Genomic DNA, 22,005 nt, shown 5'->3' with positions numbered 1-22,005 from the left:
GCGCGAAACCAGGACAGGGACTGCGGCGCGGGGCCAGGAATGCAGATGATAAGGCCCTGGGCGCACAGCGTCAGCGCCGCTTGCCGAAGCGGGCGCGCAGGCCGGGCAGGCTGGCGCTGAAGATCACCAGCAGCGCCAGCGCGATCTCGATCAGCGCCAGCCAGCGCGTCTCCGGGTGGCTCCAGGCGCTCATCACGCCGTGGCTGAACCACCCCAGCGCCAGCACCGAGGCCCAGAAGCCGGCCTTGCGCCAGCCCAGGCGCACGGCGATGGCCAGCGCCAGCGGTGGCGCGGTGAACACCAGCTGGGTGGCCAGCCAGTGCCTGTCATTGATGAACCAGCCTGCGAACAGCGCGGCCAGCCCCATCAGGGCCAACAGCAGGACCGTGCGCGGCGCGCGGTTCATCGGGCCAACCGCTGCGCGATGTCGGCCACCCGGCGCCCCAGCGCGCGCGCCAGCACCGCTTCGTCGTCGGTCGGCTGCGGATCGTCGGCGGCACCGGCCACGTGGCTGGCGCCATAGGGCGTGCCGCCACTGGTGGTGTGGCTCAGCGCCGGTTCGGTGAACGGGATGCCGACGATCACGCAGCCGTGGTGCAGCAGTGGCACCTGCATCGACAGCAGGGTCGATTCCTGGCCGCCGTGCATCGAGGCGGTGGACGTGAACACGCCGGCCGGCTTGCCGGACAGGGTGCCATTGACCCATTCGGCGCCCAGCCCATCCAGGAAGTGCTTGACCGGCGCGGCCATGTTGCCGAAGCGGGTGGGGCTGCCGAGCAGCAGGCCCTGGCAGTCGACCAGGTCCTGCACGCTCACGTAGGGGGCGCCATCGTCGGGTACCGGTGGCTGCGCGGTCTGGGTCACGGCGGCCACCGGCGGCACCGTGCGCAGGCGCGCGGTCATGCCCGGCACTTCGCCGATGCCCCGCGCGATCTGGCGCGCCAGCCGTGCCACCGAACCGCCCCGGCTGTAGTACAGCACCAGAATCTCGCCCATCGTGCCCGCTTCTCCTCGTCGTGTGGCTACCAGTATGGCTATCCTGCCAGCATTCCGCATCGGGTACCCTTCCACCGATGGAACCTTTGGATACGCTCAACCTGTGGATGGAGCGCGCGCGGGATCGCGCACGGGCCATCAGTTTCGGCCGCTTCCTGTGGCATCGCTTCCTCGACGACCGCCTGTTCCAGGCAGCGGCGGCGCTGGCCTACACCACGGTGTTCGCGCTGGTACCGCTGGCGATCGTGGTATTCGGTGTGCTGTCGGCCTTCCCCGTCTTCGACCGCTGGAGCGATCAGCTCAGCGACTACGTATTCTCCAACTTCGTGCCCTCCGCGGCGCGTGCGGCCGAGGGCTACCTGCGGCAGTTCTCGGCCAGTGCCGGCCAGCTGACGGCGGCCGGCTTCATCGCACTGGTGGCCTCACTGCTGATCACGCTCAACAGTGTGGAAGAGACCTTCAACCAGATCTGGCGGGTCGGCTCGACCCGGCCCAAGCTGACCCGCTTCCTGGTCTACTGGACCGTGCTGACCTTGGGCGCGATGCTCGCCGCCGCATCGCTTGCGGTATCGGCGCGGGTGTTCGCGATGCCGTTGTTCGGTACCCAGGAGGGCCGTTGGTTGGCCGAGCTGGCGCTGCGGCTGGCGCCGATCCTGATCGAGTTCGTCTGCATCACGCTGATGTTCCGGGTGGTGCCGCACCACACGGTGAAATGGCGGCATGCCGTGCCCGGCGCGATCCTGGCGGCGGTCATCCTGGAACTGGTGAAGTGGGGCATCGGTGCCTATCTGGGCAGCTTCCAGTCCTACCAGAAACTGTATGGCACGGTGGCGTTCGTGCCGATCCTGCTGCTGTGGATCTACCTGTGCTGGGTGGCGGTGCTGCTGGGGGCGTCGCTGGCTTCTTCGATGGCCGCCTTCCGCTACCAGCCGGTGGAACTGCGCCTGCCGCAGGGGTATGAGTTCTATGGACTGCTGCGCCTGCTTGGCCGCTTCCAGCATGCACGGGCCAAGGGCAAGGGCCTGGCCGATGACGAGATCCTGCGGCTGGAGCCGATGCTGACCGATTCACTGCTGCAGGACCTGATCTGCAACCTGCAGGAGATCGACCTGCTGCGCCGCGACGAGCGGGGCGAGTGGCTGCTGTCGCGTGACCTGGACCAGGTCAGCCTGGCCGATCTGTACGAATGCACCCAGCTGCGCATCCCGGTGGCCGAGCAGCACCTGCCGTACCGTGATGACAGCCTGGGCCGTGCCGCACTGGCGGCGCTGGACGATCTGCGGCTGCCCCTGCGCGAACGCCTGAAGCGCAAGGTCAGTGATATCTATACCGACTCTGGAGACATGCCATGACCCGCAAGACGCCGTTGCCGCTGCTGCTCCCGTTGACCCTGCTGCTGGCCCTGGCGGCCTGCAAGCCGGCCCAGGAGCCGACACCGGCCAGCAGCCAGCCGCCGGCACAGGCGCCGACGCCGACCACTCCGGCACCGGTCGATGAAACCCCGGCCGAGCGCACCACTGCCGAATTCCCGACCTTGAAGATGAAGGCGGTGGATGGCAGCGACTACGATCTGGCCGCGCATCGTGGCAAGTGGGTGGTGGTGAACTTCTGGGCGACCTGGTGCGCCCCGTGCCGCAAGGAGATGCCCGAGCTGTCGGCGCTGCATGCGATGCGCAGCAACATCGAGGTGGTCGGCCTGGCCTACGAGGACATCGAAGTGCCGGAAATGCAGTCGTTCCTGACCAAGCATCCGGTGACCTATCCGATCGTGATCGTGGACCCGTTCGATCCGCCGGCCGACTTCGCCACGCCGCGAGGCCTGCCGTTGACGCATCTGCTGGATCCGCAGGGCAAGCTGGCCCACACCTTCCTTGGCCCGGTGACCGCCGCCGACATCGAAAAGCAGATCGCTGCTGGCAAATAGTGGGGTGGTCGGCAGGGCCTGCGGCCCTGCACCTCGGTACGCGCCATCGCATGCGCGCTGCCGCTCCCACGCTTCGCTGCGCGAACCGCGGGCCCCACTTACCAACACCCAAACCCCCGCCGCTTCGCGGCCGCCCCCTGACTCAGGGGGCTCTGCCCCAGACACGATCCGACGCCCGCCAGGCCAATGGGATTGCCGATGGGGTCAGATCCGCTTTCCGCAGGAAAACGGATCTGACCCCGGTTCCATTTCGATATCTGACAGATGTGTCGACCAAGGTCGACACCTACCAACAGCCGCAGGGATCTGTCAGAGGCGGGGCGGTTGGGTGGGTAGGACACGCCGTAGACCCGTCCATGGGGGCTCGATGTCGCCATCCATGGCACCAACGGTCGTGCCCACCCACCGCGCCGCCATCCCGCGGATGCCCGCTGTTGCTGTTGCCGTTGCCGTTGCGTTGAGCAGGTGCAGGGTGCAACCCTGCCGACCCACCCTATTCTTCGACCGGGAAGTCCTCGATCGGCTTCAGCACATCGTAGTGCTCGCGATGCAGCTTGCCCTTCAGCTTCGGCAGCTCCGGCAACGGCGCGTCCACCCGTGTGTCCGGCAACCGGTCCAGCAGGTTGCGCACCAGGGTCAGTCGCCCCAGCCGCTGGTCGTTGAAATCCACCAGCGTCCACGGCGCAGCCTCGCGATGCGTCGCGCGCAGCATCGCCTCGCGGGCTTCGGTATAGGCGCTGTACTTGCTGCGCGATTTCAGGTCGACCGGGGACAGCTTCCAGCCCTTCAGCGGATCGAGGTGGCGTTCGGCGAAGCGCTTCTCCTGCTGCTCCTGGTCCACGCACAGCCAGTACTTGAACAGCAGGATGCCGTCATCCACCAGCAGCTGCTCGAACACCGGTGCCTGGCGCAGGAACTGCTGGTACTCGGTTTCGCTGCAATAGCCCATCACCCGCTCGACGCCTGCGCGGTTGTACCAGCTGCGGTCCATCAGCACGATCTCGCCGGCGGCGGGAAGATGCGAGGCATAGCGCTGGAAATACCACTGCGTGGCTTCGCGGTCGGTAGGCTTGGGCAGTGCTACCACCCGGCATTGGCGTGGATTGAGATGCTGGCTGATGGCCTGGATCGCGCCGCCCTTGCCTGCCGTATCCCGTCCCTCGAACAGCACCAGCAGGCGTTGCCCGCTGAGCTGCACCCAGCGCGCCATCGCGGTCAGTTCCAGCTGCAGCGGCAGCAGCAGTTCGTCGTAGTCCTTGCGCTTGAGCTTGGCCATCGTCACACCACGCGGGGAGGAAGCCCGAGCGTAACGCAGGGGTCGCTCAGGTGTTGTCGACACCTTGCCAGCCGTGTTCACCGGCAAGCCGCTGCAGCAGGGCCGACAGGTCGCGGGCAAACCCGGCCATGTCGAACAGGCCACTGCATTCGCGCGCCTGCACCAGCTCGGCGCGAAGCGAGGCCAGTGCTGCGGGGTCATTGCCCAGTGCGCTGGCGGTGGCGATGAACGCCGCATCATCGGCGACATTCATCCGGGCCAACCCCAGATGGTGGTTGAGGCTGCCGGCCACGCGCGCGGCGAAGGTGTCGCCCGGGCAGGTCAGCACCGGGCAGCCGGCCCACAGTGCATCGGAGGCGGTGGTGTGCGCGTTGTACGGATGCGTGTCGAGGAACAGGTCGGCCAGTGGGTAGCGGGCCAGGTACTGCGGATGCGGCAGCTTGGCCATGAACACCAGCCGCGCCGGGTCCAGGCCGGCAGCCTGCGCGGCGGTGCGCAGGCGGGCGTCGGCCTGGCCGGGGCCGGACAGCAGCCACAGCACGCTGCCGGGCACGGCCTGCAACACTGCGAAGGCGCGGCCCATGCTGCGCGGGTTGAGCTTGTAGCTGTTGTTGAAGCAGCAGAACACCACGCCGTGCTCGGGCAGCCCGCACTCGGCGCGGGACGGCGACGGCTCCAGCGTGCGGGTGTTGTCCGAGGGCTGGAAGGCCCGCGGAAGGCGCAGGACGCGTTCGCTGAAGTGCGGTTCCAGCGCTGCCGGCAGTACGAATTCGTCGGCGACCACGGCGTCCAGCCATCGCGCGCCCGAGGTGCCGGGGTAGGCCAGCCAGTTTAGCTGCAGCGGGGCCGGGCGCATCGCCAGCACTTCGGGCGCGCCGCCGCCGCCCCAGCCGCGCAGGTCGAACAGCAGGTCGATGCCCTGTGCGCGGATGCGGGCCGCGATGTCGGCATGCCGCAGTGCGGCCACCTCATGCAGCCGGGTCGCGGACTGCAGGCGTTCGCGGATGCCGCTGCCATCGGCGCGGTTCAGCGCGAACAGGTGCAGCTGCAACGCCGGGTCATGACGCAGGTGTTCGAGCAGGGCCACGGTCAGCAGCCCGGTGGGATGGGCGCCGAAGCCATTGGAAAGGAAGCCGACGCGCAACGGGCCGCGCGCGCGTACCGTCACTGCCGGCAAGGGCCGGACCGAGGCGGCGATCAGTGCGGCGCGCGCACGTGCACAGGCCAACTGCTCGCCCGCGCTGGCGTCTTCGCTGAGGAAGGCGAAGGGTTCCACCGCACCGTGGCCGGCGGCGAGCGCGGCGCGTACCTGCGCAGCCAGCGTGTCCACGTCCTGCCAGTCGCACAGGCGGCGCTGCCACGCCAGGCGCTGCGCGGCGATGTAGGGTTCATCCGGCATCAGCGCATGCGCGCGGCGATAGGCCGCTGCTGCGCCTTCGGCATCGTCGGCGTCTTCCAGCGCATGGCCCAGCCACAGCGCGATGCCCGGGTGCTGCGGGGCCAATGCCGAGGCCTGGCCGAGCAGCTTCGCCGCGTCGGCGTGCGCGCCGGCCATCCAGGCCACGCGGCCCAGGCGCGCCAGTGCCTCGGGGTGGTTCGGGCGCAGCTGCAGCGCGCGTCGTGCCGCCTGCTCGCCGGCGGCGATGTCGCCGGCTTCCAGCTCCAGGTCGGCCAGCATCACCCAGGCGACGAAATCGCCGGGCTGGCGTGCGATCGCCTGCTGCAGGTGCTGTCGCTGCTGCCAGGACGACATCGTGCTCAGCCCGCCGACAGCTGGGCCAGGGCATCGACCTGGTGTTCGTGGCTGAGCCGCTGCAGCAGCGGGTCGAGGTCGCCGGCGAGGATGTTGGGCAGGTCGTACAGGGTCAGGCCTTCCACGCGGTGGTCGGTGATCCGGCCCTGCGGGAAGTTGTAGGTGCGGATGCGCTGGCTGCGGTCGCCGCTGCCGACCTGCAGGCGCCGCGATTCCGCCTGCGCGGCGTCCTGGCGCTGGCGCTCGGCATCGAGCAGCTGCGCCTTCAGGCGCTTCATCGCCTTGTCGCGGTTGGCGTGCTGGCTGCGCTCGGTCTGGCACTCCACCACCACGCCGGTCGGTACGTGGGTGATGCGGATGGCCGATTCGGTCTTGTTGACGTGCTGGCCGCCGGCACCGGACGAGCGGAACGTATCCACCTTCAGGTCGGCCGGGTTGATGACGATGTCATCGACCTCGTCGGCCTCGGGAATGATCGCCACGGTGGCCGCCGAGGTGTGGATGCGGCCCTGCGATTCGGTGGCCGGCACGCGCTGCACGCGATGCGTGCCCGATTCGAACTTCAGGCGCGAGAACGCACCACGGCCGACCACGCGCGCCACCACTTCCTTGTAGCCGCCATGCTCACCGGGGTTGTCCGATTCGATCTCGACCTTCCAGCCCTGGCGCTCGGCATAGCGGGCGTACATGCGGAACAGATCGCCGGCGAAGATCGCGGCTTCATCGCCGCCAGTGCCGGCGCGTACTTCCAGGAACAGGTTGCCTTCGTCGCGCGGATCGCGTGGTACCAGCAGCAGGGCCAGTTCTTGTTCCAGTTCCTGCAGGCGCGCCTGCGCCGCGGCGATTTCCTCGTCGGCCAGTTCACGCAGGTCGGGGTCGGCGCGCATGCCTTCGGCGGCGGCCAGGTCGGCCTTGGCACGGGCTTCCTCGGCGAGCGCGGCAGCGACCGGTTCAAGTTGGGCGAATTCGCGCGAAAGGTCGCGGAAACGGGTGTTGTCGGCGACCACATCGGGTTCGGCGAGCAGGCGTTCCAGTTCTTCGCGGCGCTCGGCCAGCGCTTCCAGCTTACGGCGCAGGGTCGGCGTCATCGGGTCTCACGGGTGGGTGGCGGTAACCCGGCGTGGCCGGGAACAGGCGCTCGGCGGCGCGGGTCAGGTCGGCATCGCCACTGAGCGCGGCCGCGCGCAGTGCGGCGGTCGGCGGATGCAGCAGGCGGTTGGTCAGGCCATGGGCCAGCAGTTCCAGCACTTCGTCGGCGGGCTTGCCGTTGGCCAGCTGCTGCCGTGCGCGCTCCAGCAGTTCGGCGCGGGTCGCTTCGCCGAACGCACGCAGCTGCCGCAGCGGTGCCTGGTGGGCGCTGGCCTGCTGGGTCTCGATGAAACGCGACACCTGCAGGTCGATGATCGCCTCGGCCTCGGCGGCGGCCTCGCGGCGGCCACGACGGTTGTCTTCCACCGCGCGTTCCAGGTCATCGACGGTGTAGAGGAAGGCGTCGTTGAGCGTGCCGACCTCGGCTTCGATGTCGCGCGGCACGGCCAGGTCGAACAGCAGCATCGGCTTGTGCCGGCGCGCGCGCAGTGCCTTGGCCACCATCTCGCGATGGATCACAGGTTCGCGCGCGGCGGTGGCCGAGAACACGATGTCGGCCTCGCCGAGGTGGCGGTCCAGTTCGGTCAGCGGCAGGGCCACGCCGCCATGGCGGCTGGCCAGTTCCTGCGCGTGGGCAAGGGTGCGGTTGGCGATCAGCAGCCGCCGCACCTTGCCCTCACTCAGGTGGCGTGCAGCCAGCTCGATGGTCTCGCCGGCACCGACCAGCAGCACGGTGGAGTCATCCAGGCGCGCGAAGGCGTTCTGCGCCAGGCGCACCGCCGCCGAGGCCACCGACACCGGGTTGGCGCCGACCTGGGTATCGGTGCGCGCACGCTTGGCTACCGAGAAGGTCTGCTGGAACAGGCGGTCCAGGCGCTGGCCGAGCAGGCCGTGGTCACGCGCGGTCGACCAGGCATCCTTTACCTGGCCGAGGATCTGCGGTTCGCCCAGCACCATCGAGTCCAGCCCGGTGGCGACCCGGAACAGGTGGCGCACGGCCTCGGCATCGGCATGCTGGTACAGGTAGCCCTGCAGGTCGCCTGCCTGGCTGTGCAGCCACTGGTCCAGCGCCTGTGCCGACTCGGCCACGGCATACAGTTCGGTGCGGTTGCAGGTGGACAGCAACACTGCCTCGGCGATCTGCGGGGTATCGCGCAGCGAGCCCAGCGCACGCGGCAACGCCTCACCGGCGAAGGCCGCGCGCTCGCGCAGCTCCACCGGTGCGGTCTGGTGATTCAGTCCGAGCACCCACAGGGTCATTGTTCAGTTGCTTGCGATAAGCTGCTGGCCATTGGACGACATTTTAAGGCCCCGATGCCGACGATGCCCGCATTGATTCGCATCCCCAGTGTTCTGCTGCTGTCCCTGGCCTGCGCCCAGGCCCTGGCGGCGGTGCCGGCCAAGGCCCCCGTGCGGGCCGCGGCCACTGAGGAACTGGCGCTGGAACCGGTGATGGCCGGTGAGTTCGCCCTGCAGGCCGGCAAGCTGGCCGAGGCCGCGCGCTGGTACCTGCAGGCCGCGCAGCAGACCGACGGCGACGCCGGCCTAGCCGAGCGCGCGACCCGTATCTCCATGCTGGCCAACGATGATGCCAGCGCCGCCAAGGGCCTGGCCCTGTGGCAGCAGCGCGCCCCGCGCTCGTTGACCATGCGCAGCGCCGCCGGTGCGCTGGCCATGCGCCAGGGCGATGTGAAGGCTGCCCGCACCGAGCTGCAGGCGCTGCTGGCCGACCCCGACGAGCGCGGCTGGAAGTTCGCCCTGGCCGCGCTGATCGGCGGTGGCCGCGACCCGGCGGTGCCGGCGCAGGTGCTCGGCGAGCTGGTCGATGCCAATGCGATTCCGCCGAAGATCGAGGCCTGGCAGGAGTTCGGTCGCCTGGCCCTGCGCATGGACAAGCCCGAGTTGGCGCGGCGCATGATCGAGGAAGTGGTCAAGCGCTTCCCGGAAGAGCCGCGCGTAGCGTTGCTGCGTGCCAGCCAGCTGCAGCAGGCGGGCGAGACCGACAAGGCATTGTCGCTGCTGCACGACGTCGAGCCGAAGACCCGCCAGGACCCCGAGCTGCGCAATGCGGTGGCCATCGCCTACGACAGCCTGGGCCAGCCGGCTGCGGCCGAGCGCGTGTTGGCGTTCGGCCCGCAGGACGTACAGACCTGGGGCATGCGCGCCTCGCTGCTGGCCAAGCAGGGCGACAAGGCGGCGCTGTCCAACCTCTACAACGAGCTGTCGCGGCAGGCGGCCAAGCCGGATCCGGCGCAGCGCCTGTTGCTGGGCAAGATCGCCGAATACCTGAAGCGTTACCCCGAGGCGGTGCAGTGGTACCACAGCGTGCCCGGTGGCGATGAGCTGAGCGAAGCGCGCCTGCGCGCGGCCAATGCCCAGGCCCTGGCCGGGCGCCTGCCGCTGGCGCTGGAGGAAGTGCACGCGATCCAGTCCGACGCGGTGGTCGACGACGACGTGCGCCGTGACGCCTACCTGCTGGAAGCTGAACTGCGCCAGCGTGGTGACGACAGCGCCGGTGAACTGGATGCGCTGGCCCGCGGCCTGGCCGCCTACCCGGACGACAACGGCCTGCTGTACGCACGTGCGCTCACTTGGGAGCGCCGCGACGACATCCCGCGCGCCGAGGCCGACCTGCGCAAGATCCTGGTGACCGACCCGGAAAACGTGCCGGCGCTGAACGCGCTGGGCTACACCCTGGCCGATCGCACCGGCCGCCTGCAGGAAGCGCTGGAGCTGATCGACCGCGCCCGCGTGGCCGAGCCGGACAACGCCGCCATCGTCGACAGCTATGGCTGGGTGCTGTATCGCCTGGGCCGCAAGGAAGAGGCACTGGTACAGCTGCGCAGGGCCTGGACCCTGGCCAAGGACCCGGAGATCGCTTCCCACGTCGGCGAAGTGCTGTGGGTGCTGGGCAAGCATGACGAGGCCCGCCACTTCTTCGACGAAGCGGCCAAGCTCGACCCTGAAAACCGCGCGCTGCTGCGCGCCCGTGAGAAATTCAATCCATGAGTGGTTCCCTGATCCGGCCGCTGTTGTTGGCGGTCGTGACCCTGGCGGTGAGCGCCTGTACCAGTGTCGGCACGCAGAAGACCCCGGCGCCAGCGGTGGTCGAGATTGTTTCGGCTGAAGCGGCGCAGGCCGAGGCAGCGCGCGTGGCCGCGCTGCAGGCACAGCCGGACTGGGCCTTCCAGGGGCGGGTGGCGGTCAGCAAGGGCAAGGACGGCGGCAGCGGTCGCATCGACTGGAAGCAGGACGGCCGCCGCTACGTGGTCGAACTGAGCGCGCCGGTGACCCGGCAGAGCTGGAAGCTGACCGGCGACACCCATTCCGAAGCCGGTCGCCTGGAAGGGCTGTCCGGCGGTCCGCGCGATGGCGAGGACGCCCAGCAGCTGCTGCTGGAAGCGACTGGCTGGGACATCCCGGTCAATCAGCTGCCGGAGTGGATCCGCGGCCTGGTGGCCGGGGATGCTGCCGGTCCGGAAAAGGTCGAGCGCGACGGTGAAGGCCGGCCGCGCCGCATGCAGCAGATGGGCTGGCAGGTGCAGTACCTGGACTGGTACCCGGCCGACGCCGGACGACCGGCGCTGCCGCGACGGATCGAGGCCAGCAATGGCGACGCCAAGGTGCGCCTGCTGGTGGACCAGTGGGGGCAGGGCACGCCATGAGCGCCGGGCGCGACGACGCGGGCTGGTCCTGGTGGCCGGCCCCGGCCAAGCTGAACCTGTTCCTGCACATTACTGGCCGCCGGGCCGACGGCTACCACGAGCTGCAGACCGTATTCCGCCTGCTGGACTGGGGGGACCGCATCGGCCTGCGCCTGCGTGAAGACGGTCAGGTGCGTCGGCAGGGCGAGGGCCTGGCCGGCGTGGCCGAGGCCGATGACCTGGCGGTGCGGGCCGCGCGCCTGCTCCAGGATGAGGCGAAGGGCGCGCAAGGTGCTGACATCATCGTCGAAAAGCACGTTCCTGCCGGTGGTGGCTTCGGCGGCGGTTCGTCCGACGCGGCCACCGTGCTGGTGGTGCTGAATCGGCTCTGGCGCGCCGGCCTGGACGAGGATGCCCTGGCCGCGCTGGCCCTGCGCCTGGGCGCCGACGTGCCGGTGTTCGTGCGTGGCCACAACGCCTGGGCCGAAGGGGTGGGCGAGCGCCTGCAGCCGATCACGCTGGCGCCGGCCTGGTATGTGGTGGTTGAACCGGGTGTTCATGTTCCTACGCCGGTCCTGTTTGCAGACCCGGATTTGACGCGCGACAGCCCAGTGGCGAAAATAGAGGACTTCGCTTCCGGGACCCTGGTCGGGAACGCGTTCGAACCGGTGCTGCGCCGCCGTGAGCCTGCCGTCGAGGCAGCGCTTGCCGCGTTGAGCGACATCGGCGCGGCGCGGCTGACCGGTTCGGGAAGTGGTTGTTTCGTCGAGTTCGCATCGCAGGCTGCTGCAGAGCAGGGGCGGTCGAAGTTGCCGAAGGAGTTGCGGGCAAGGGTGGCAGCGGGCGTTGCGCGTTCGCCACTGCTGGATGCACTCGAGCAACACTGATTTATCAATGCAGGGGCGTCGCCAAGAGGCCCAAGGCACCAGGTTTTGATCCTGGCATTCGTAGGTTCGAATCCTACCGCCCCTGCCAATAGCGGCTGTGTCCGCGCCTTCCAGCGCATCGCCCGCGCGGGACGTGGAAACAACCGCGGTGTTGTCAGCAGCAAGGGTCCATCGGGGTCCTTGCCGACTCCGGATCCCCGCCACTCGTCCCCGCCCGAGACAATCATGATGCAAGAGTCCCCGAACCTGCTGGTCTTTTCCGGCAACGCCAACAAACGTCTGGCGCAGAACATCTGCAAGGAACTGGGGGTCCGCCCGGGCAAGGCGCTGGTGTCGCACTTCTCCGATGGTGAAGTGCAGGTGGAAATCGAAGAGAACGTCCGCAAGCAGGACGTGTTCGTGATCCAGCCGACCTGCGCGCCGAGCGCGGAAAACCTGATGGAACTGCTGGTGCTGATCGACGCGCTCAAGCGCGCATCGGTGGCCAGCGTGACCGCCGTGGTGCCGTACTTCGGCTACTCGCGCCAGGACCGCCGCATGCGTTCCTCGCGCGTGCCGATCACCGCCAAGCTGGCGGCCAAGATGTTCAGCACCGCTGGCGCTGATCGCGTGCTGACCGTCGACCTGCACGCCGACCAGATCCAGGGCTTCTTCGATATTCCGGTGGACAACGTGTATGCGTCCCCGCTGCTGCTGGCCGACATCTGGCGCGCCTACGGCACCGAGAACCTGATTGTTGTCTCGCCGGACGTGGGCGGCGTGGTCCGCGCCCGTGCGGTGGCCAAGCGCCTGGATGACGCCGACCTGGCGATCATCGACAAGCGCCGCCCGCGCGCCAACGTCTCCACCGTGATGAACATCATCGGTGACGTCGAAGGCAAGACCTGCGTGATGGTCGATGACATCGTCGATACCGCCGGCACCCTGTGCGCCGCTGCCGCTGCCCTGAAGGCGCGCGGTGCGCTCAAGGTCGCCGCCTACTGCACCCACGCGGTGCTGTCGGGCCCGGCGGTGGACAACATCACCAATTCCCAGCTCGACGAGCTGGTGGTGACCGACACCATCCCGCTGAAGGACGCAGCGCGGGTGTGCAGCAAGATCCGCCAGCTGAGCGTGGCGGAAATGCTGGCCGAAACGATGCGCCGCATCGCCTTCGGCGAGTCGGTCAGCTCGCTGTACGTCGACTGAGTTTTCGTCCCTGCCGGCAACGGCGGGGACATACCCGGATGCTTCTGGTCGCGGAAGCATCTTCAACCGCCACGCCGCAGGGCGCGGCAACAACCTGAGTAGTCGAAAATGTCGAAGACCCATGAAATCAAGGTCACCAAGCGTGAACTGCAGCGTAAGGGTGCGAGCCGCCGCCTGCGTCACGCTGGTGTGATCCCGGCCATCGTGTACGGCGGCAACGCCGAGCCGGTCGCCATCAGCCTGGACCACAACGAAATCTGGCTGGCCCAGCAGAACGAGTGGTTCTATGCCTCGATCCTGGACCTGAACCTGGATGGCCAGGTGCAGAAGGTCCTGCTGCGTGACATGCAGCGCCACCCGTACAAGCAGCTGATCATGCACCTGGACTTCCAGCGCGTGAACGAGAACGAAGCCCTGACCGCTTCGGTCCCGCTGCACTTCGTCAACGAAGACACCTCGCCGGCCGGCAAGGCTGCCGACGTCGTGGTCACCCACGAACTGAAGGAAGTGACCATCACCTGCCTGCCGAAGGACCTGCCGGAGTCGATCGAAGTCGACCTGGGCGAGCTGAAGGCCGGTGACGTCGTGTACCTGTCCAACATCAAGCTGCCGAAGGGCGTGGAAATCCCGGCGCTGGCGCTGGGCAAGGACCACGACGACGCCATCGTCACCGCCAAGGCCGGCAAGGCCGACGAGGCTGACGAAGAAGCGGCTGCCGCCGAGTAATACCGTTACGGTGCCTGCCTCCGGGCAGGCACCGTACTGGAAGGAACCATGGCAGGACTGCGACTGATCGTCGGTCTGGGCAATCCCGGATCGGAACACGCCCGGACCCGGCACAATGCCGGGTTTCATTTCGTTGAGGCCCTGGCGGAAAAAGCCGGTGCGCGATGGAATGTGGACAGCAAGCTGTTCGGTGAGACCGCCAAGGTCGAGATCGCCGGGCAGACGGTGTGGCTGCTCAAGCCCGCCACCTTCATGAACCTCAGCGGCAAGTCGGTCACCGCCGCGCAGCGGTTCTGGAAGATCGAGCCGGAAGAAACCCTGCTGGCCCACGACGAGCTGGACCTGCCGCCCGGTGCGGCGCGACTGAAGTTCGACGGTGGCCACGGCGGCCAGAACGGCCTGCGCGATACCATCCGCCTGCTGGGTCATGGCAAATTCCACCGCCTGCGCGTGGGCATCGGCCATCCCGGCCACAAGGACCGCGTGGTGGGTTGGGTGCTGGGGCGCCCGTCCAAGGAGGATGACGTGCTGATCGCACGCGCCATCGACGATGCGATCGACGTGCTGCCGCTGGCGGTGCAGGGCGATTTCAACGAAGCGATGAAGCGGCTGCACACCCCGAAATAACCGGTAGGTACCGACCGTTGGTCGGTACGGAACCAACCAGGCCGGTAGGTATCGACCGCTGGTCGGTACGGAACCAACCAGAGCGGTAGGTATCGACCGCTGGTCGGTACGGAACCAACCAGGCCGGTAGGTATCGACCGCTGGTCGATACGGAGCCAACCAGAGCGGTAGGTATCGACCGTTGGTCGATATGGAGAATGATTGGAAAAGCAGCGCCCAGGCCGCTGTTTCCCCAATCACTTTCACCCCAGAGAGCTGTCACCCATGGGTATCAAATGCGGCATCGTCGGCCTGCCCAACGTCGGCAAGTCGACCCTGTTCAATGCGCTGACCAAGGCGGGCATCGCCGCGGCGAACTTCCCGTTCTGCACCATCGAACCGAACGTCGGCATCGTGCCGGTGCCGGATCCGCGCCTGAACGAGCTGGCGGGCATCATCAACCCGCAGAAGGTCATCCCGACCGCGGTCGAGTTCGTCGACATCGCCGGCCTGGTCGCCGGTGCCGCCAGCGGTGAGGGCCTGGGCAACAAGTTCCTGGCGCACATCCGCGAAGTCGATGCGATCACCCACGTGGTGCGCTGCTTCGAGCACGGTGACATCGTGCACGTCGCCGGCAAGGTCGACCCGATCTCGGACATCGAAACCATCGACACCGAACTGGCGCTGGCCGACCTGGACAGTGTCGAGAAGGCGCTGAACCGTGCCGAGCGTGCGGCCAAGGGTGGCGACAAGGATGCGGCGGCGCGCAAGCCGGTGCTGGCCAAGCTGCAGGCTGCGCTGTCGGAGGGCAAGGCTGGGCGCTCGGCCGGGCTGGACGAGGAAGAGAAGGCGCTGGTGCGCGACCTGTTCCTGCTGACCCTGAAGCCGGTGATGTACATCGCCAACGTGCTGGAAGACGGTTTCGACAACAACCCGCACCTGGAAGCCGTGCGTGCGCATGCTGCCGCCGAAGGCGCGCAGGTGGTGCCGGTGTCGGCCGCGATCGAAGAAGAGCTGTCCCAGCTCGACGACGAAGACCGCGATACCTTCCTGGCGGACCTGGGCCTGAGCGAGCCGGGCCTGAACCGCGTGATCAACGCGGCCTACAGCCTGCTCGGCCTGCAGACCTACTTCACCGCCGGCGTGAAGGAAGTCCGTGCGTGGACCGTGCGCAAGGGCGCCACCGCCCCGCAGGCCGCGGCGGTCATCCACACCGACTTCGAGAAGGGCTTCATCCGCGCTGAAACGATCGCGTATGACGACTTCATCAAGTACAAGGGCGAAGCCGGCGCGAAGGAAGCCGGCCGCCTGCGCCTGGAAGGCAAGGAGTACCGCGTGCAGGAAGGCGACATCCTGCACTTCCGCTTCAACGTCTGATCCTGCGGCATCGGATCGACCCCGGACGCCCCGCCCTGTGCGGGGCGTTCGCGTTTCCGGTGATGGACAAAAAAACACCAGGCTGCGAAACGCTTGCGGTGTGACGTTCGCCGGTACTTGTCCACAGCAAACTCCCATCGCTTTCCACGCCAGGTGTGGAAAACCGACGAACCTGATGTAGAGCCGAGCCCATGCTCGGCTGATGCCAGCCGGAGCCGAGCGTGGGCTCGGCTCTACAAGGGGCTCGCCCGCGCGACCTGGACAAATTTTCACCACGCTTCGAAACGCCTGCGCTGCAATGCTCGCACCCACTTGTCCACACCAAGTTCCCATTGCTCTCCACGTACCGTGTGGAAAACAATCGGGGCCGTGGACAAAGAATCACCACGTCCGGAAACGCCTGCACTGCAACGCTCGAACCCACTTGTCCACACCAAGTTCCCATTGCTTTCCACGTGCGGTGTGGAAAACCCCAGATGGCCCGCTCTGGTAGTCGCCCACCTTGGTGGGCGCGGCGAAACAGTGCCCACCAGGGTGGGCATCTACCAGAACCGCAAACAACAAGGCCCGCCAGTGGCGGGCCTTGTCGTCCACGTTCTGCAATGCGGCGTGCCTTACAGCGCGCTGCCACCGAACTTGTGGGTGTACTGCAGGTTGATCGTGCGCCCCACGCTGTCGAACCAGGACACGTCGTAGTACGGGTATGCAGTGTAGGTACGGTCCTTCGGCGGCATCTTGTTGAACACATTGACCACCGACAGCGACAGGCGCGAGTGGTCGTCGAAGCGGTACTGCAGCGAGGCGTTGTAGCGATAGGTCGCCTTCACGTACGGGCTGTCGCCGCTGTCCCAGTCGAACACCTGGTCGTAGCTGTCCGAGGTCGGCAGCTTGCCCAGGCGCGAACCGTACACCGTTGCCGACCACGCATCCTTTTCCCAGGTCACGCTCAGGCTGGTCTTGGTGCGTGGGATGTCGAAGCCGCTGTTCACTGCGAACTGGTCTTCGGTGCGGTCGCCCGGGTAGCGCTGGAAGTCATGCTTCTTCACCCAGGTGTGGGTGCCGTTGAAGATGAAGTCGCCGATGCCCGTCTGCAGGCGGTAGCGCAGGCCGACGTCGATGCCGGAGGTGGATTCGCGGGCGACGTTGATCGGCGCCACGCGCACGCCATACAGGCGCCCGTCGTTGCTGCGGGTGATGCGGGCGAGTGCATCCACGCAGGTCGGCGAGGTGATGTCGGCGCTGCCCAGGCGGCAGTTCGCTTCGTTGGCCAGGATCGTGCGCACGTCCATGTCCTGCACCTGGTCGCGCATGTCGATGTCGAACCAGTCCACCGACAGGTCCAGGCCGACGGCCGGCGACCAGACGAAGCCGGCACTCCACGAGGTGCTGGTTTCCGGGTCGAGCTGGCGGTTGCCGGTGCGGCTGCGGATCAGGTTGCGCTCGTAGTCGGCGCAGTCGGTGGCGCCGTCGGCGCGGCAGCTGTACAGGTCTTCGGCGGTGGTCTCATCGTTGCCCGGGCCGGCGAATACATAGTGCAGGTCCGGCGCACGGAACGCGGTGCCATACGAACCGCGCACCAGCAGCGTGTCGATCGGGCGCCATTCCAGGCCACCGCTCCAGGTCGCCTTGCCGATGGTGTGGCCGGAATAGCGGTACTGGTCGTAGCGGCCGGCCACGCTCAGGTTGACCGTTTCGTGCAGCGGCATGCGCAGCTCGGCCGCCGTAGCCCAGCGGTTGCGCGAACCTTGGCCGTCCGAATCCTTCCAGCTGTAATAGTAGTACTGGGTCGCCAGCGGATCAGGATTGAGCGAGTACGCCTGCTGGCCCACTTCCACGGTCGCGGCGAAACCGGCGTCACCGCCGGGCAGGCCGAACAGCGCGGAATTGGTCAGAGTGAATGCCGCCGTCTCCGTGCGCGACTTCGGCGTGTAGGTGGTACGCGCGGCGATCGAATCGTACTCGGCGCGGGTCAGCGGCCGGTACAGGCGTGACGGGTCGGCGTTGTAGATCGGGAAACCGTCGTCATCCACGCCCAGCTGCGGGCCGAGGAACAGGTCATTGGCCTTGGCGGCGATGATCTGCGCCCAGCTGATCCGCGACTGGTACTGCGAATGGCTCAATGCCGCTTCGTAGTCCCAGTTGCCGGCCAGGTTGCCCTTGAAGCCGGTGGTCACGCTGAAGGTCTTCTGCGTGCTGCGCACCATGGCATTGCGCAGGCCACCCATTTCCTCGGGCGAGAACTGGCGCTGCCAGAACTCGATCTCGCCGGTGGCTTCGTTGTTGAAGTAGCCCGACTCATCGCCGTTGGCGTCCATGCGGCCCCACTTGGTGACGTCGCGCATCAGCGACATCGTGTGGTAGCCCAGCTGCACGTCGGCGAACCACTGCTGGCCATTGTCGAAGTCATGGCTCAACGACGCGTAGCCGTTGGCACCGCGGCGCTTGCTGAGGATGGTGCCGTAGCCGATCGAGCTGTCGCTGCCACAGTAGTAGCCGTACTTCGGGCGGTAGGCGCGGTAGGTGCTGCCCTGGTTCTGGCCGGACAGCGCTTCGCAGGTGGCGGCGCCGGGGTCCAGATAGTCATCGTTGTAGTCGGTGCGCAGGTACGCACGGCGCGCGATGCGCGAACCCTCGGTGGGGCCGTCCTGGGTCGAGTCCTGGATGTCGCGCTCATAGGCCCACAGCGGCGTCTGCGACTGCAGTTCGACGCTGTATACCGCGTTGAAGTTGCCACGGCTGAAACCGCTGGCGATGCTCATGTCGAACGACTCGCCACCGCCTTCAGTGGTGGTGCCCATGCGCATGTCGATCGTGGTGCCGTCGGCCTTCTTCTTCAGGATGAAGTTGACCACGCCGGCGATCGCGTCCGATCCATAGATGGCCGAGGCGCTGCCGGTCAGTACTTCAATGCGCTCGATCATCCCCAGCGGAATGTTGGAGACATCGGTGAAGTTGCTGCGGCCCTTGAACGGCATCGGGAAGTCGGCGATACGGCGGCCATTGACCAGCACCAGCGTGTGGTTAGGGCCCAGGCCGCGCAGGTCCACCTGCTGGGCACCCGGCGAGAAGTCTGCGCCGCTGGAAGACTGCTGGCTCTGCGTCTCACCGCCGTTCTGGGTCATCGCACGCAACACGTCCGGCACGCTGGTGAAGCCACTGGAGCGGATCTGTTCGGCGTTGACCACCGTGATCGGGGCGGGGCCTTCCACCTGGGCGCGCGGAATGCGCGAACCGGTGACCTGCACCGCGTCCAGTTGTTGTACCGGAGAGGACGCCGGAGCCTGGGCGGCCGCGGAAGCAGCCACACCCATCAACGCTAGCTGGATCGACCACGCCATCGCCTTTCTACGCATGAGGAATTCTCGGAAATGAAGCCGGCCCGCAGAGGAGGGGCCTGTCCCCCATTCAGATTTCCGGAATGGGCGCGCGCATTTAACGCCTTTTTTATGTCCTTGACTACTGGGTCCCCATCTGGCAAAGAGTGAAAACGCTTGCAAGTCGATTTTGTTCAGGGAGATCAAGATGCAACGCGTTCACCGGACCCTGCGTACCCCTGTTGCCTGGCTGGCGCTGCTGGTGCTGGCCTGGCCGTTGGCCGCGCCCGCGCAGGATCTGCAGGGCCCGGGCTTTTCCTATTACGAGGTCGGCGACCTTGAGGCCCCACGTCCCGGGCCGCGTGCATCCGCGATGATGCTGATGGGCGGTGGCGAGTGGGTGCCGGAGGCCTTCCAGTGGTGGTTGAAGCAGGCCGGCAATGGCCGTGTACTGATCCTGCGTGCCTCCGGTGGCGATGAACTGCAGGACCGCCTGTACCGCGAGATAGGCGGCACCACCGCGGTACAGACGCTGGTCTTCGACAGCCGCCGCGGTGCCGATGATCCAGCCGTGCTGCGCGTGGTCGCTGCGGCCGATGCCATCTTCATTGCCGGCGGCGACCAGTCGCGCTACATCCGCTTCTGGAAGGGCACCGCACTCAACCGCGCGCTCAACGCCCATGTACGCGCCGGCAAGCCGATTGCCGGTACCAGCGCTGGCCTGGCCATCCTCGGTGGCTATGCCTATGGCGCCATGGATGGCGGCAGCATCAGCTCGGCCGGTGCGCTGGCCGATCCGATGGGCAGCGCAGTCACCATGGACAGTGGCTTCCTGCAGATGCCCTACCTGCAGCGCGTGGTCACCGACACCCATTTCGACAAGCGTGACCGCCTTGGCCGCCTCATCGTGTTCGTGGCACGCGCCGCGCAGGACAGCGGCGACCCTGACATCGTCGGCATCGGCGTTGATGAGGACACCGCCCTGTGCGTGGAGCCCGATGGCCAGGCCCAGGTCTACAGCGCTGATGGCGAGGGCAAGGTCTGGGTGATCAGCCCCGGTCGTGATGCCGATCGCCTGGTCGAGGGCGAACCATTGCGCTTCCATGCCGTTCCGGTGACCGTGGTCGCCAGTGGCAGCCGCATGCGCCTGGACGATTTCCAGGCCGAGGCCGACTACCAGGCCGTGGCCGACATCAGCGACGGCGAGATCGAGTTCACGCTTCGGTAGCGCCGGCCGCTGGCCGGCAACTCACCTTCCCTGACCTGATGCGCCCCTTGCGGCCAGCGGCCGGCGCTACCCTGCAATCCATTCCCTTGTCCTGCTGGAGACGTACCCGATGAAACTGCGCCTGGCGCTGTCCGCGCTGCTGTCCTTGCCATTGATCGCCCAGGCCGCCCCGGCTGCGTCGCCATTGCTGGTCATCCATGGCGGCGCCGGCGTCGAACGCAAGGACCTGTCGCCGGCCGAAGAGAAGGCTGCGCGCGATGCGTTGCGCGCCGCACTGCTGAAAGGCCATGCCGAACTGGCGGCCGGTCGTCCGGCGCTTGCAGCGGTCACTGCGGCAATCACCGTGCTGGAGGACGATCCGACCTTCAACGCTGGCAAGGGCGCAGTGTTCACCCATGACGGCCACAACGAGCTGGATGCGGCGGTGATGGACGGTGCCACCCAGGCAGCAGGTGCGGTGGCCGGCGTGCAGCGGGTGCGCAACCCGATCCTGCTGGCGCAGACCGTGATGCAGAAGTCCAGGCACGTGATGATGGTAGGGCAGGGTGCCGAAGCCTTCGCGGTGGAGCAGGGCATTGCTCTGGTTGATCCCTCCTACTTCCGCACGGAGAAGCGTTGGCAGCAGCTGCAGCGCGCGCTTAAGGAAGAGGCCAATGGCCAGGCCCATGCGGACCTGGAGACCGCAAAGCACTTCGGTACCGTCGGTGCGGTCGCGCTGGATGCGCAGGGGCAGCTGGCCGCCGGCACCTCCACGGGCGGCATGACCAACAAGCGCTATGGCCGGGTGGGTGACTCGCCGATCATCGGCGCCGGCACCTGGGCCGATGCGCGCTGTGCGGTGTCGGGCACCGGCTGGGGCGAGTACTACATCCGCACCGCGGCCGCGCATGAGATCTGCGCGCGCATGCGCTACCAGGGGCAGAGCCCGGAGCAGGCCGGCAAGGGCGTGATCAACGAGACGATTCCGCAGATGGGCGGCGACGGTGGTGCGATCGTGCTTGCCGCGGACGGCAGAATGGCCACGCCGTTCAACACCCAGGGCATGTATCGGGGCTGGATCGGCGCCGACGGAGTCCCCCATGTCGCAATTTTCGCCAGCGAGACCCTGCCTGTCCCCGGCCAATAACCTTGCGTATCAATGGGTTTGCGACAACGTGTGAAAAAGATGGAAAAAAGCGTTGACAGCCCCTCGTCCCATCAGCAGAATAAGCGGCTCACCACCACACACCGCAACGCTTCGGCGGCAACGGAATGGGGTGGTAAGGAGGGATACCCAAGCGGCCAACGGGGGCAGACTGTAAATCTGCTGGCTTACGCCTTCGGTGGTTCGAATCCACCTCCCTCCACCAGTTTCACGTTGTGACATTCCCGGCGCGGGAGTAGTTCAATGGTAGAACCTCAGCCTTCCAAGCTGATGGTGCGGGTTCGATTCCCGTCTCCCGCTCCATTGAATGAACTTTGAATCTTATCGAGTTCATGTCATAATGCAAAACTCGGCTCACGTAGCTCAGTCGGTAGAGCACTTCCTTGGTAAGGAAGAGGTCGAAGGTTCGATTCCTTTCGTGAGCACCATCTTAAGCATCACCTCTCAGACGAATTCGAGATAAGCAGCCATGGCCAAGGGTAAGTTCGAGCGCACCAAGCCGCACGTCAATGTCGGCACCATCGGTCACGTCGACCACGGCAAGACCACGCTGACCGCCGCACTGACCAAGATCGGTGCCGAGCGCTTCGGTGGCGAGTTCAAGGACTACTCCTCGATCGACGCCGCGCCGGAAGAAAAGGCTCGTGGTATCACGATCTCGACCGCGCACGTCGAATACGAATCCCCGATCCGTCATTACGCCCACGTTGATTGCCCGGGCCACGCTGACTACGTCAAGAACATGATCACCGGTGCCGCCCAGATGGACGGCGCGATCCTGGTGTGCTCGGCCGCTGACGGCCCGATGCCGCAGACCCGTGAGCACATCCTGCTGTCGCGCCAGGTCGGCGTG

The 22,005-nt window shown here is 67.1% G+C and carries 19 protein-coding genes and 4 tRNA genes; 16 read left to right on the top strand and 7 right to left on the bottom strand.

Features of this window, described 5'->3' with window-relative positions:
- Positions 1-70 precede the first annotated feature (70 nt).
- Positions 71-406, bottom strand: a complete 336-nt coding sequence (locus AC5QAB_RS10730; protein WP_014646024.1) for a DUF2069 domain-containing protein — start codon at positions 404-406, stop codon at positions 71-73.
- Positions 403-996 carry an NAD(P)H:quinone oxidoreductase gene (wrbA, locus tag AC5QAB_RS10725; RefSeq protein WP_014646025.1) on the bottom strand — a complete coding sequence of 198 codons (594 nt, stop codon included), beginning with the start codon at positions 994-996 and terminating at the stop codon, positions 403-405. Before wrbA ends, AC5QAB_RS10730 begins: the two co-directional genes overlap by 4 nt.
- A 77-nt stretch (positions 997-1,073) precedes the next feature.
- Here wrbA and AC5QAB_RS10720 point away from each other — a divergent pair, with 77 nt between their 5' ends.
- Both AC5QAB_RS10720 and AC5QAB_RS10715 read left to right on the top strand, forming a co-directional pair.
- On the top strand, positions 1,074-2,348 hold the full coding sequence (locus AC5QAB_RS10720) for a YihY family inner membrane protein (RefSeq protein ID WP_032956948.1): 1,275 nt from the start codon (positions 1,074-1,076) through the stop codon (positions 2,346-2,348).
- Entirely contained in the window at positions 2,345-2,920 is a 576-nt protein-coding gene (locus tag AC5QAB_RS10715) for a TlpA family protein disulfide reductase (RefSeq protein WP_049408756.1), read from the top strand. The genes AC5QAB_RS10720 and AC5QAB_RS10715 overlap by 4 nt, the downstream gene beginning before the upstream one ends.
- 493 nt (positions 2,921-3,413) lie before the next feature.
- Here AC5QAB_RS10715 and ppk2 read toward each other — a convergent pair whose 3' ends face one another.
- From ppk2 to hemA, 4 genes are read right to left on the bottom strand one after another with little or no spacing between them, the layout of a single operon-like run.
- Complete coding sequence (ppk2, locus tag AC5QAB_RS10710) at positions 3,414-4,196, bottom strand: polyphosphate kinase 2 (RefSeq protein ID WP_049406807.1); 783 nt, start codon at positions 4,194-4,196, stop codon at positions 3,414-3,416.
- A gap of 46 nt (positions 4,197-4,242) precedes the next feature.
- Entirely contained in the window at positions 4,243-5,949 is a 1,707-nt protein-coding gene (locus tag AC5QAB_RS10705) for an O-linked N-acetylglucosamine transferase family protein (RefSeq protein WP_197561405.1), read from the bottom strand.
- Between the two features lie 5 nt (positions 5,950-5,954).
- On the bottom strand, positions 5,955-7,037 hold the full coding sequence (gene prfA, locus AC5QAB_RS10700) for a peptide chain release factor 1 (RefSeq protein ID WP_014646030.1): 1,083 nt from the start codon (positions 7,035-7,037) through the stop codon (positions 5,955-5,957).
- Positions 7,015-8,298 (bottom strand): glutamyl-tRNA reductase, encoded by a 1,284-nt coding sequence (hemA, locus tag AC5QAB_RS10695; RefSeq protein WP_014646031.1) that lies wholly within the window; start codon positions 8,296-8,298, stop codon positions 7,015-7,017. The genes prfA and hemA overlap by 23 nt, the downstream gene beginning before the upstream one ends.
- A 63-nt stretch (positions 8,299-8,361) precedes the next feature.
- On the opposite strand from hemA, the gene AC5QAB_RS10690 reads away from it, so the two are divergent.
- From AC5QAB_RS10690 to ychF, 8 genes are all read left to right on the top strand, one after another.
- Entirely contained in the window at positions 8,362-10,047 is a 1,686-nt protein-coding gene (locus AC5QAB_RS10690) for a tetratricopeptide repeat protein (protein ID WP_197561404.1), read from the top strand.
- Positions 10,044-10,703, top strand: coding sequence for a lipoprotein insertase outer membrane protein LolB (lolB, locus tag AC5QAB_RS10685; protein WP_053495025.1), 660 nt, complete (start codon positions 10,044-10,046; stop codon positions 10,701-10,703). Before AC5QAB_RS10690 ends, lolB begins: the two co-directional genes overlap by 4 nt.
- On the top strand, positions 10,700-11,569 hold the full coding sequence (gene ispE / locus AC5QAB_RS10680; protein ID WP_014646034.1) for a 4-(cytidine 5'-diphospho)-2-C-methyl-D-erythritol kinase: 870 nt from the start codon (positions 10,700-10,702) through the stop codon (positions 11,567-11,569). Before lolB ends, ispE begins: the two co-directional genes overlap by 4 nt.
- Before the next feature lie 11 nt (positions 11,570-11,580).
- Positions 11,581-11,657, top strand: a tRNA-Gln gene (locus AC5QAB_RS10675).
- Positions 11,658-11,797: 140 nt separating this feature from the next.
- Positions 11,798-12,757, top strand: coding sequence for a ribose-phosphate diphosphokinase (locus tag AC5QAB_RS10670; RefSeq protein ID WP_005415400.1), 960 nt, complete (start codon positions 11,798-11,800; stop codon positions 12,755-12,757).
- A gap of 108 nt (positions 12,758-12,865) precedes the next feature.
- Positions 12,866-13,483: a 50S ribosomal protein L25/general stress protein Ctc gene (locus tag AC5QAB_RS10665; protein WP_010481743.1), complete on the top strand. Its 618-nt coding sequence runs from the start codon at positions 12,866-12,868 to the stop codon at positions 13,481-13,483.
- 48 nt (positions 13,484-13,531) lie between these two features.
- A complete protein-coding gene (gene pth, locus AC5QAB_RS10660) occupies positions 13,532-14,110 on the top strand; it encodes an aminoacyl-tRNA hydrolase (protein WP_049416981.1) in 579 nt (192 codons plus the stop codon).
- A gap of 264 nt (positions 14,111-14,374) precedes the next feature.
- Positions 14,375-15,466 carry a redox-regulated ATPase YchF gene (ychF, locus tag AC5QAB_RS10655; protein WP_014646036.1) on the top strand — a complete coding sequence of 364 codons (1,092 nt, stop codon included), beginning with the start codon at positions 14,375-14,377 and terminating at the stop codon, positions 15,464-15,466.
- A 614-nt stretch (positions 15,467-16,080) separates the two neighbouring features.
- Here ychF and AC5QAB_RS10650 read toward each other — a convergent pair.
- Positions 16,081-18,819 carry a TonB-dependent receptor plug domain-containing protein gene (locus AC5QAB_RS10650; RefSeq protein ID WP_495233385.1) on the bottom strand — a complete coding sequence of 913 codons (2,739 nt, stop codon included), beginning with the start codon at positions 18,817-18,819 and terminating at the stop codon, positions 16,081-16,083.
- Between the two features lie 169 nt (positions 18,820-18,988).
- On the opposite strand from AC5QAB_RS10650, the gene AC5QAB_RS10645 reads away from it, so the two are divergent.
- From AC5QAB_RS10645 to AC5QAB_RS10620, 6 genes are all read left to right on the top strand, one after another.
- Positions 18,989-20,008, top strand: a complete 1,020-nt coding sequence (locus AC5QAB_RS10645) for a cyanophycinase (RefSeq protein ID WP_164167447.1) — start codon at positions 18,989-18,991, stop codon at positions 20,006-20,008.
- 109 nt (positions 20,009-20,117) lie between these two features.
- A complete protein-coding gene (locus AC5QAB_RS10640; protein WP_014646043.1) occupies positions 20,118-21,134 on the top strand; it encodes an isoaspartyl peptidase/L-asparaginase family protein in 1,017 nt (338 codons plus the stop codon).
- 137 nt (positions 21,135-21,271) lie between these two features.
- A tRNA-Tyr gene (locus AC5QAB_RS10635) sits at positions 21,272-21,357 on the top strand.
- 24 nt (positions 21,358-21,381) lie between these two features.
- Positions 21,382-21,455, top strand: a tRNA-Gly gene (locus AC5QAB_RS10630).
- Between the two features lie 49 nt (positions 21,456-21,504).
- Positions 21,505-21,580 (top strand) — tRNA-Thr (locus AC5QAB_RS10625).
- Positions 21,581-21,621: 41 nt separating this feature from the next.
- On the top strand, positions 21,622-22,005 hold a 384-nt coding region (locus tag AC5QAB_RS10620; RefSeq protein ID WP_495233384.1), incomplete at its 3' end, for a GTP-binding protein.

It is taken from the genome of Stenotrophomonas sp. YJH_SMC_127 (genome assembly GCF_059372445.1).
The sequence above is the reverse complement of the archived record's forward strand: the minus strand, read 5'-3'. Positions and strand labels throughout refer to the sequence as shown.